The organism is Leifsonia sp. 466MF (genome assembly GCF_900100265.1).
Taxonomy (GTDB): Bacteria; Actinomycetota; Actinomycetes; order Actinomycetales; family Microbacteriaceae; genus Leifsonia.
This window is the reverse complement of record NZ_LT629696.1, coordinates 734,180-743,698: the sequence shown is the minus strand read 5'-3', so window position 1 is coordinate 743,698 and position 9,519 is coordinate 734,180. Positions and strand designations below refer to the sequence as shown.

Genomic DNA, 9,519 nt, shown 5'->3' with positions numbered 1-9,519 from the left:
CGGTGCGGGAAGCTGGTGGTCGGCGCCTCAGCGGAAACGGATTTCCTGAGAGAACGCTGTATCACACCCATCGTGGCAGGGGGTCCGGGAGGGTGTCAACGCACCACTCAGGCGGTGACCTGAATCTCCGTCACCGGGAGCGTGGAGTCCGCCGAGAAGGTGAGCTCGCTCGGGCCGTGGCCCGCCATGATCAGCTGCGCCCCCAGCGCCGCGATCATCGCGCCGTTGTCCGTGCACAGCGAAAGTGCCGGGATGCGCAGCGCGACACCGGCTTCGGCCGCCCGCGCGATGGCGAGCTGGCGCACCCGGGCGTTCGCCACGACACCGCCGCCGAGCAGCAGCCGGGGCACGTCGTGATCGCGGCATGCGGCCAGCGCTTTCGTGATCAGCACGTCCGCCACCGCCTCCCGGAACGACGCAGCGACATCGGCGACCGGCACCTCTTCCCCGGCATCCTGACGCTGCTCGACCCAGCGCGCGACCGCGGTCTTGAGTCCGGAGAAGGAGAAGTCGTACCGGTGCTTCTCCAGGTCCTTCGGCCGGGTCAGCCCCCGCGGGAAGCGGATCGCCTTCGGGTCGCCGTCCGCGGCGACGCGGTCGATCTGCGGGCCGCCGGGATACGGCAGGCCGAGCACGCGGGCGACCTTGTCGAACGCCTCACCGGCTGCGTCGTCGATGGTCTCGCCGAGCAGCTCGACGTCCGAGACGAGGTCGCGGACGAGCAGCAGGGAGGTGTGGCCGCCCGAGACGAGCAGGGCGATCGTCGGCAGCTCGACGGCATGACCCGGGCCGCCCTGCGCGTCGAGCAGATCGGCGCCGACGTGGCCGACGAGGTGGTTGACGGCATACAGCGGCTTGCCGAGGGAGACGGCGAGCGCCTTTGCCGCGCCGACGCCGACCATGAGCGCACCCGAGAGTCCGGGGCCGCTGGTCACAGCGATGGCGTCGACGTCGGCCAGCTCGATCCCCGCGTCCGCTACGGCGGTGCGCAGCGTCGGTTCCAGGGCCTCCAGATGTGCGCGGGCGGCGACCTCCGGGACGACGCCGCCGTAGCGGGCGTGCTCCTCCATCGACGACGCGATCGTGTTGGCGAGCAGCGTCGTGCCGCGGACGATCCCCACACCGGTCTCGTCGCATGACGTCTCGATGCCGAGCACGAGCGGCTCCTTCACGGACGCCGGATCGAGGCGAGTGGATGCTGCACTGGTCATGCGACGGTGGTCTCCGGGCTGGGGACGGCGAGACGCATCACGATCGCATCCACACCGTCCGGCTGGTAGTACTTCGGGCGCACGCCGATCTCTTCGAAACCGAGGTCGCGGTAGAGGGTCTGGGCGCCCTGGTTGTCGGCGCGCACTTCGAGGAACACCTCGCGGGCGCCGCGTTTCCGCGCCTCGGCGATCAGGGCGAGCATGAGCTGACGTCCCAGCCCGCGGCGGCGAGCGTGCGGGGCGACCGCGATGGTCTGGATGTCGCCCTCCCCTCCCCCGCGCGGGGCGAGGAGTCCGGCATATCCGGCGAGGCGGTCGGGCGACTCCGGTGCGAACGCGACGAGGTAGTAGCCGTGCTCGCCGGCGACCTCCGAGCGCATGGATCGCTCCGACCACGCGTCGTTCTCGAAGACGCTGCGCTCCAGCTCCATGATCGCGGGCACGTCGGCGGGCTCGGCGCGGCGCAGCTGGTGCACGGTGCGGGCGGGATCGGTCACGCCGTCACCCGCTTCGGCCCGGCGGACGGCGTCACATCCGGCGAGCGCAGGTAGAGGGCGACGTCGGGGTCCATGGGCAGCCGGTTCGCGTAGCGCAGCTCGGCGATCATGCCGAGCCGCCCGGCGGGTACGACGTCGGCGTCGACTCGCGCGATATCGGGATGCGGCAGCTCGTCCGGGCGGGCGAGGCCCGGCCCGTCGAGGCGGATCGGGAGACCGAACCCGTCGACGCCCGAGTAGGCGGTCCAGTAGCGTTCGCGGCGCCGGGCGTCGGTGACGATCAGCAGCGGACCCTCGTGCCCGGACGCGTAGCGGTCGTAGGCGACGGCGTCATGGCTGACGACGGGGACGAGCGGCTTGCCCGCGCCGATCGCGAACGCCTTCGCCGCGGCGATGCCGACCCGGAGTCCCGTGAACGGGCCCGGCCCCATCCCGGCGACGACGCCCGACAGAGCGCGCACCTCGATGCCGGCCACGGTCAGCGCCTCATCGATCAGAGTGCCGATCACCTCCGCGTGACGCATGGTGTCGGTCTCGATGATCTCCGAGAGCACCCCGCCCTCCCGGTCGACGACGGCGACGCTGGTCCCGGCGGACGTGTCGATGGCGAGCAGCATGCATCCAGCCTAAGCGGGATCGGCGGACGAGGAGCCCGCGAGCGGCACCCAGCGCGGACCGAACCCGGTCAGCGTGACGGTACGCGGTTCGTCCGTCTCGTCGACGGCATCGGCGTCTACGGCCGCGCCCTCCGCCGCTCCGGTCGGCCGCTCGATCGCGACCTCGAGCCACGACTCGGCGACGCCGTCGAGCATCCCGGCGCCCCACTCCACCACCACGACCGAGCGCGCGAAGTCGATGTCGAGGTCGTCGAGCTCCAGCGCGCTCGACAGGCGGTACGCGTCGACGTGGACGAGCGGCGCGCCGCCGGAGAGACTGGGATGCGTCCGGGCGAGCACGAACGTGGGGCTGGTCACCGGGCCGCGCACGTCCAGCGCTTCGCCGATCCCGCGCGTCAGCGTCGTCTTGCCCGCCCCGAGCGGACCGGACAGGATGACGAGGTCGCCCGCTCGGAGGACGCCAGCGAGATCCCGGCCGAGTTCGTGCATCTCGTCCGCCGTTGCGACCCGCCGGACGGCGGGCACCTGCAGCGCGTCCGTCATCGGCCGCCTCCGGTGTAGCTCCGTCTCAGCCGTCCGCCGAGACGCGTGACGATCTCGTAGTTGATGGTGTCGGCGGCCTCGGCCCAGTCGTCCGCCCCCGGCACACCGCTCGCGGGGTCGCCGAACAGGACGACCTCGTCGCCGACCGCCACGTCCAGGTCGCCGACGTCGACCACGAACTGGTCCATGGCGACGCGCCCGCTGATCCGGAACGTGCGGCCGCCGATCGCGACGGGACCGCGGTTGGACGCATGACGCGGGATGCCCTCCGCATAGCCGAGGGGGACGAGGACGAGCGTCGTCTCCTTCTCGGTGCGGTACGTGTAGTCGTAGGAGACGCCTGTGCCCGCGGGCACGCGCCGGACCGCGGCCACCCGCCCGCGCAGCGTCATCGCGGGACGCAGCCCGAGCTCGACGGCCGACTCCCGGCCGAAGGGCGACAGCCCGTACACGGCGATGCCGAGGCGGACGAGGTCGAACCGCGACTCCGGCAGTGAGAGGGCGGCCGCACTGGCTGCGATGTGCCGCAGCTCGGGATCGAGTCCGACGGCGGATGCGCGATCGAGCGCACGTTCGAACGCGGCGATCGCGGCGCGGTCGTCCTCCGGCGACGCGTTGGAGAGGTGCGAGAAGATGCCGCGGACGCGGACGAGCCCGGCGACCTCGAGCTCGCGTGCGCGCGTGACCACCGCATCCCACTCGGACTCCGGGACGCCGTTGCGACTCAGACCGGTCTCGATCTTGAGCTGGACGAAGGCCGGCCGGTCGCCCGTGGCTGCGGCCGCTGCGGCCTCCAGCTGGACGCGGGACGAGATCCCGAGGTCGAGACCGGCGCGGACGGCGTCGGCGAAGTCGTCGTCGGGGTCGTGCAGCCACGCCAGCACGGGCGCGGTGATGCCGGCCTCCCGCAGCGCGAGGCCCTCGGAGATCTCGGCGACTCCGAGCCAGTCCGCCCCGCCGGCCAGCGCTGCACGGGCGCACTCGACGGCGCCGTGGCCGTACGCGTCGGCCTTGACGACCGCCATGACGTGCGGCGTGCCGACGAGCTCGCGCAGGCGTGCGACGTTCGCCGTCACCGCATCCAGGTCGACGACCCGCTCCCGGAACACCGCGGTCACGGCGCGCACTCCGTCACGACGAACGCCGTCGCGACGCCGGCGTCATGCGTCATCGACACGTGGATGCGCACGATGCCACGCTCGCGGACCTGCGCCTCGACGACGTTGTGCAACACGAAACCGGGGTTCCTCTCCTCGTCGGGGACGATCTCCATGTCGTGCCAGCGCACGCCCTCAGAGCCGCCGAGCGCCTTGATCAGCGCCTCTTTCGCGGCGAACCGGGCTGCGAGCGAGTGCACGGGAAGCAGGCGCTCCGCCTCGGTGAACAGCCGGTCGCGCAGCTTCGGCGTGCGGGCGATCGACCGCTCGAAGCGGGCCAGATCGACCACGTCGACCCCGATGCCGGCGATCACGGCGTCACTCGACGGTGACGGACTTGGCCAGGTTGCGCGGCTGGTCGACGTCGAGGCCCTTCGCCGCCGACAGCTCCATGGCGAAGATCTGCAGCGGGACGACCGCGAGAAGCGGCTCGAAGAGGGGCGCGGCCAGCGGGATGCGGATGACCTCGTCGGCGAACGGCAGCACGGCGGCGTCTCCGGCCTCGGCGATCGCGATGACGCGGGCGCCGCGGGCGCGGATCTCCTGGATGTTCGAGACGACCTTCTTGTGCAGCTCGTCCGACCAGCGCGGGCTGGGCACGACGACGAACACCGGCTGACCCGGCTCGATCAGGGCGATCGGTCCGTGCTTCAGCTCACCGGCAGCGAAGCCCTCGGCGTGGATGTACGCGAGCTCCTTGAGCTTGAGCGCACCTTCCAGCGCGATCGGGTAGCCGACGTGACGACCGAGGAACAGCACCGCGCGGGTGTCCGACATCCACTTGGCCAGCTGCGCGATCTCGGCGTGCGACTCGAGCACCGTGGCGATCTTGGCGGGCACCTCCTGCAGCTCCTCGATCGCGTCGCGCTGCTGCGCCGCGCTCAGGGTGCCGCGGACGCGCGCCAGGTGAAGGCCGAACAGGTACAGAGCGGTGATCTGGGCGACGAAGGCCTTGGTCGACGCGACGGCGACCTCCGGGCCGGCGTGCGTGTACAGCGCGGCGTCGGACTCGCGCGGGATGGTCGCGCCCTGCGTGTTGCAGACCGAGATGGCCTTGGCGCCGCCCTCGCGGGCGTACTTGACGGCCATCAGCGTGTCCATCGTCTCGCCCGACTGGCTGATCGAGATGACCAGGGTGCCGTCGGTCAGCACGGGCTCGCGGTAGCGGAACTCGTGGCTCAGCTCGACCGTGACGGGCACGCGGGCCCACTTCTCGATCGCGTAGCTGCCCACCAGGCCCGCGTACGCTGCAGTGCCGCAGGCGATGATCGTGATGCGGTCGATGCCGGCGAAGTACTCGTCGCCGAGCGCGTCGAGCTCGGGGATGTGGACGGCGCCCTCGACGAGGCGGCCGCGGAGGGTGTTGGCCACCGCATCCGGCTCTTCGGCGATCTCCTTCGCCATGAACGACGACCAGCCGCCCTTCTCGGCGGCGGAGGCGTCCCACGCGACCTCGAACGGCTCGACCTCGACGGGCGCGCCGGCGAAGTCGGTGACCGTGACGCTGTCCGGCGTGATGGTGACGATCTGGTCCTGACCGATCGCCATCGCCTTGCGGGTGTGCTCGACGAACGCGGCGACGTCCGAGCCGAGGAAGTTCTCCCCCTCGCCGAGCCCGATGACGAGCGGCGAGTTGCGGCGTGCGCCGACGACGACGTGCGGCTGGTCCTGGTGCATCGCGAGGAGAGTGAAGGCACCCTCCAGGCGTGAGACGACGCTCTGGAACGCCTCGGGCAGGTCGCCCGTCCGGCGGTACTCGCGGCCCAGCAGCACGGCTGCGACCTCGGTGTCGGTCTCGGACTCGAAGGCGAAGCCGTCGGCGAGCAGCTCGTCCTTCAGCGTTGCGAAGTTCTCGATGATGCCGTTGTGGATGACGGCCAGGCGACCATCGTCGCCCAGGTGCGGGTGCGCATTCACGTCGGTCGGGCCGCCGTGCGTCGCCCAGCGGGTGTGACCGATGCCGGTCTGCCCGTTCGGGATGGGGTGCTCCTGCAGGTCTTCGGTCAGCACCGAGAGCTTCCCGGCCTTCTTGGCGGTGCCGAGGGCGCCGTCCGGGCCGATCACGGCGATGCCCGCGGAGTCGTATCCGCGGTACTCCAGGCGCTTCAGGCCGCCGAGAAGCACCTCGAGGCTCTTGTCGGTACCGACGTACCCCACGATTCCACACATGCACCCGAGTCTATCGTGGGCGTAAGTGGGAGCCGGCTCGGAGCGCCCCCTAGAATTGGTGCCCTATGCTTCCGAACGGCGACTCCTCCACCCCCTTCGTCGAGCTGAGCAGGGCCGACTGGGCGGAACTGGCGGAGAACACCAGACTGCCGCTGCAGGAGACGGAGATCGTCCAGCTCCGCGGCCTCGGCGATCCGCTCGACATGCGCGAGGTGTCGGAGGTCTACCTCCCGCTCAGCCGTCTCCTCAATCTGTACGTGGGCGGCGCGAAGCAGCTCCATCGGGTGACGAGCGACTTCCTCGGCGAGCGGGCGGCCAGCACGCCGTTCGTCATCGGCGTCGCGGGCTCGGTCGCCGTCGGCAAGTCGACCATCGCGCGCCTGCTGCGCGAGCTGCTGTCGCGCTGGGACGACACCCCGCGCGTCGAGCTGGTGACCACGGACGGCTTCCTCCTTCCCAACGCCGAACTCGAGCGCCGCGGCCTGATGGAGCGCAAGGGCTTCCCGGAGTCGTACGACCGGCGGGCGCTGTTGCGTTTCGTCACGGCCATCAAGAGCGGCGCCCCGGAGGTCCGGGCCCCCTTCTACTCGCACCTGAGCTACGACATCGTTCCGGATGCGGAGATCGTCGTGCGGCGCCCGGACGTCCTCATCGTCGAGGGCCTCAACGTGCTGCAGCCGGCGGGCGGCGGCAACCGGCTCGCCGTGAGCGACCTGTTCGACTTCAGCGTCTACGTGGATGCGCGCACCCGCGACATCGCGCACTGGTATGAGGAGCGCTTCCTGAAGCTGCAGCGCGGTGCGTTCGCCAATCCGAAGTCGTACTTCCACCGCTATGCGCAGCTGACGGAGGATGAGGCGCGAGCGCGGGCCGCATCCATCTGGACGGCGATCAACGAGCCGAACCTGCTCCAGAACATCCGGCCGACACGCTCGCGCGCCAAGCTGGTGCTGCGGAAGGATGCCGATCACGCGGTGAGCTCCGTCCTGCTGCGCAAGCTCTGATCTGGCTTCTAAACCTCAGGCATGCATAAATGAGGTCGTGGTGCTCTGGCCATGCATGCATACGACCCGTAAGCATGAGGCATGCCAGCACCACGTTCTCGCGCCGCCGAGCTCTTCGGGCAGCGGGTTCGTGAGGCACGCATCGCGCTCGGGATGAGCCAGGAGGACATCGCCAACCTGGCCGACATGCACGTGACGAACTACGGGCGGGTGGAGCGCGGCGAGGCGAACTCCGAGCTGCACACCATCGTCCGTATCGCCACGGCGCTCGACGTCGACCCGGGCACCCTGATGGCGGGACTGTACGGCACCGAGATGCTGCCCGACCGCTCGCGCGCCTACTCCGTGGCGGACTTCCTCGCGGCACGCCGGGCGCACGAGACGCGCTGACGCGCGAGAGTGCTGACGCGCGAGACGCGCTGAACGGCTAGAGAGCCAGCCGCTCCCGCACGACATCCGCGAGCTCGTTCGCCAGACGCTCCGCCGTGACCTGATCCGCGGCCTCGACCATGACGCGGACGAGCGGCTCGGTGCCGGACGGGCGCAGCAGCACGCGCCCGGTGTCGCCGAGTGCACTCTCCGCCGTCTGAACGGCCGTGCGGAGTCCCTCGTCGGTGTGGACCGCGTGGTGGTCGACGTTCTTCACGTTCACCATCACCTGCGGGTACACGGTCATCACGCGGGCGAGCTCCGCCAGTGTCTTGCCCTGGCGTGCCATCTCGCTGAGGAGGTGGAGCCCGGTGAGGATGCCGTCACCCGTCGTCGCGAACTCGCGCATGATGACGTGGCCGGACTGCTCTCCGCCGAGGGAGTAGTCGTGCTCGTTCATCTCCTCGAGCACATACCGGTCGCCGACCGCGGTCTCGACCATCCGGATGCCGTGGTCGCGCATGGCGAGCTTCAGGCCCAGGTTGCTCATCACCGTAGCGACGAGGGTGTCGTCGCGCAGCTTGCCGCGCTCCTTCATGCCGACCGCGAGGATCGCCATGATCTGGTCGCCGTCGACGACGTTGCCGTCGGCGTCGATCGCGAGGCAGCGGTCCGCGTCGCCGTCGTGGGCGATGCCGACGTCGGCGCCGGCCGCGAGCACGGCCTTCGCGAGGTTGTCGAGGTGCGTGGAGCCGACACCGTCGTTGATGTTCATGCCGTCCGGCGCGTCGCCGATGACGGTCACTCGCGCTCCCGCGTCGGTGAACACCTCCGGCGAGATTCCCGCCGCTGCGCCGTGAGCGCAGTCGAGGACGACGTGGATGCCGTCGAGGCGGTGCGGGAGGCTGCCGAGGAGGTGGAGGACGTAGCGGTCCTCCGCGTCGGCGAAGCGTCGGATGCGGCCGACGTCGGCGCCGGTCGGGGTCAGCTTCTCGAGGTCGAGGTGCTGCTCGATGCGGTCCTCGACGACGTCGGGGAGCTTGGTGCCGCCGCGGGCGAAGATCTTGATCCCGTTGTCGGGGGCCGGGTTGTGCGAGGCCGAGACCATCACACCGAAGTCTGCGTCGAAGTCGGCGATGAGGAAGGCCGCTGCCGGCGTGGGGATGACTCCCGCGTCGTACACGTCGATGCCCGAGCTGGCGAGCCCGGCCGCGACGGCGGCGGAGAGGAACTCGCCCGAGACACGGGGGTCGCGGGCGACGATGGCCGTTGGGCGCTTGCCGGCGGCGCGGCGCGCCTCGGCGCTTCGGCCTTGCGTCAGTACAGCAGCAGCTGACTGCGCAAGGCCGAGCGCCAGGTCGGCGGTGAGACTGCCGTTCGCGAGACCGCGAACGCCGTCGGTTCCGAAGAGGCGTGGCATGGACCGAAGCCTAAACGCTGGCGAGCGTTAGCGCTTGGAGAACTGCGACGCCTTGCGGGCCTTCTTGAGACCGGCCTTCTTGCGCTCGGTGACGCGGGCGTCACGGGTGAGGAAGCCGGCCTTCTTCAGGGTCGGGCGGTTGTTGTCGCGGTCGATCTCGTTGAGAGCGCGCGCGATGGCGAGGCGCAGTGCGCCCGCCTGACCCGAGGGGCCACCGCCGGTGATGCGGGCGACCACGTCGTAGGAGCCGATGAGGTCGAGCACCTTGAACGGGTCGTTGATGAGCTGCTGGTGCAGCTTGTTCGGGAAGTAGTCGGCGAACTCACGGCCGTTGACCGTGATGGTGCCGGAACCCGGGACCAGGCGCACGCGCGCGATGGCCTCCTTGCGGCGGCCGACGGCCGCGCCGGGAACGGAGAGGACGGCGCGCGGGGCGGCCGGGGCCTCGGAGGCCGGGGTCTCGGTCGAGTAGGACTCGACGTTCTCGGCCTGGGCCGAGTCGATGCTGTCTGCGATCTTCGCCACGGTGGTG

Annotated in this window: 11 protein-coding genes; 2 read left to right on the top strand and 9 right to left on the bottom strand. The window is 70.7% G+C overall.

The features are described 5' to 3' along the window. Nucleotides 1-107: 107 nt before the first annotated feature. The 7 genes from tsaD to glmS are packed head-to-tail and all read right to left on the bottom strand — an operon-like array spanning nt 108 to nt 6,194. Nucleotides 108-1,211 carry a tRNA (adenosine(37)-N6)-threonylcarbamoyltransferase complex transferase subunit TsaD gene (gene tsaD / locus BLR91_RS03540; RefSeq protein ID WP_089877045.1) on the bottom strand — a complete coding sequence of 368 codons (1,104 nt, stop codon included), beginning with the start codon at nt 1,209-1,211 and terminating at the stop codon, nt 108-110. Then, on the bottom strand, nt 1,208-1,708 hold the full coding sequence (gene rimI / locus BLR91_RS03535) for a ribosomal protein S18-alanine N-acetyltransferase (protein WP_089877046.1): 501 nt from the start codon (nt 1,706-1,708) through the stop codon (nt 1,208-1,210). Before rimI ends, tsaD begins: the two co-directional genes overlap by 4 nt. Further along, the gene (tsaB, locus tag BLR91_RS03530; protein WP_089877049.1) at nt 1,705-2,325 is read right to left on the bottom strand and encodes a tRNA (adenosine(37)-N6)-threonylcarbamoyltransferase complex dimerization subunit type 1 TsaB; all 621 of its coding nucleotides are present in this window, start codon (nt 2,323-2,325) and stop codon (nt 1,705-1,707) included. Before tsaB ends, rimI begins: the two co-directional genes overlap by 4 nt. A 9-nt stretch (nt 2,326-2,334) precedes the next feature. Continuing rightward, a complete protein-coding gene (gene tsaE, locus BLR91_RS03525; RefSeq protein WP_089877052.1) occupies nt 2,335-2,868 on the bottom strand; it encodes a tRNA (adenosine(37)-N6)-threonylcarbamoyltransferase complex ATPase subunit type 1 TsaE in 534 nt (177 codons plus the stop codon). Then, nucleotides 2,865-3,995 (bottom strand): alanine racemase, encoded by a 1,131-nt coding sequence (alr, locus tag BLR91_RS03520; RefSeq protein WP_089877054.1) that lies wholly within the window; start codon nt 3,993-3,995, stop codon nt 2,865-2,867. The genes tsaE and alr overlap by 4 nt, the downstream gene beginning before the upstream one ends. Beyond that, on the bottom strand, nt 3,983-4,339 hold the full coding sequence (locus BLR91_RS03515) for a holo-ACP synthase (protein WP_018191929.1): 357 nt from the start codon (nt 4,337-4,339) through the stop codon (nt 3,983-3,985). The genes alr and BLR91_RS03515 overlap by 13 nt, the downstream gene beginning before the upstream one ends. A 4-nt stretch (nt 4,340-4,343) precedes the next feature. Beyond that, nucleotides 4,344-6,194 (bottom strand): glutamine--fructose-6-phosphate transaminase (isomerizing), encoded by a 1,851-nt coding sequence (gene glmS / locus BLR91_RS03510; protein ID WP_029042974.1) that lies wholly within the window; start codon nt 6,192-6,194, stop codon nt 4,344-4,346. Between the two features lie 65 nt (nt 6,195-6,259). Between glmS and coaA the strand changes: the two genes are divergently transcribed. Then, a complete protein-coding gene (gene coaA / locus BLR91_RS03505) occupies nt 6,260-7,198 on the top strand; it encodes a type I pantothenate kinase (protein ID WP_020076953.1) in 939 nt (312 codons plus the stop codon). 81 nt (nt 7,199-7,279) lie between these two features. After that, nucleotides 7,280-7,588, top strand: coding sequence for a helix-turn-helix domain-containing protein (locus tag BLR91_RS03500; protein ID WP_029042973.1), 309 nt, complete (start codon nt 7,280-7,282; stop codon nt 7,586-7,588). A gap of 37 nt (nt 7,589-7,625) precedes the next feature. On the opposite strand, the gene glmM is transcribed toward BLR91_RS03500, so the two are convergent. Beyond that, nucleotides 7,626-8,987, bottom strand: coding sequence for a phosphoglucosamine mutase (gene glmM, locus BLR91_RS03495; RefSeq protein WP_018191933.1), 1,362 nt, complete (start codon nt 8,985-8,987; stop codon nt 7,626-7,628). A gap of 27 nt (nt 8,988-9,014) precedes the next feature. Beyond that, on the bottom strand, nt 9,015-9,512 hold the full coding sequence (gene rpsI, locus BLR91_RS03490; protein WP_018191934.1) for a 30S ribosomal protein S9: 498 nt from the start codon (nt 9,510-9,512) through the stop codon (nt 9,015-9,017). Nucleotides 9,513-9,519: the final 7 nt, after the last annotated feature.

Coding starts and splice junctions, on each gene's coding strand:
- tsaD (WP_089877045.1), bottom strand. CDS start 1,211: ATGACCAGTGCAGCATCCACTCGCCTCGATCCGGCGTCCGTGAAGGAG.
- tsaB (WP_089877049.1), bottom strand. CDS start 2,325: ATGCTGCTCGCCATCGACACGTCCGCCGGGACCAGCGTCGCCGTCGTC.
- tsaE (WP_089877052.1), bottom strand. CDS start 2,868: ATGACGGACGCGCTGCAGGTGCCCGCCGTCCGGCGGGTCGCAACGGCG.
- glmS (WP_029042974.1), bottom strand. CDS start 6,194: ATGTGTGGAATCGTGGGGTACGTCGGTACCGACAAGAGCCTCGAGGTG.
- coaA (WP_020076953.1), top strand. CDS start 6,260: ATGCTTCCGAACGGCGACTCCTCCACCCCCTTCGTCGAGCTGAGCAGG.
- BLR91_RS03500 (WP_029042973.1), top strand. CDS start 7,280: ATGCCAGCACCACGTTCTCGCGCCGCCGAGCTCTTCGGGCAGCGGGTT.
- glmM (WP_018191933.1), bottom strand. CDS start 8,987: ATGCCACGCCTCTTCGGAACCGACGGCGTTCGCGGTCTCGCGAACGGC.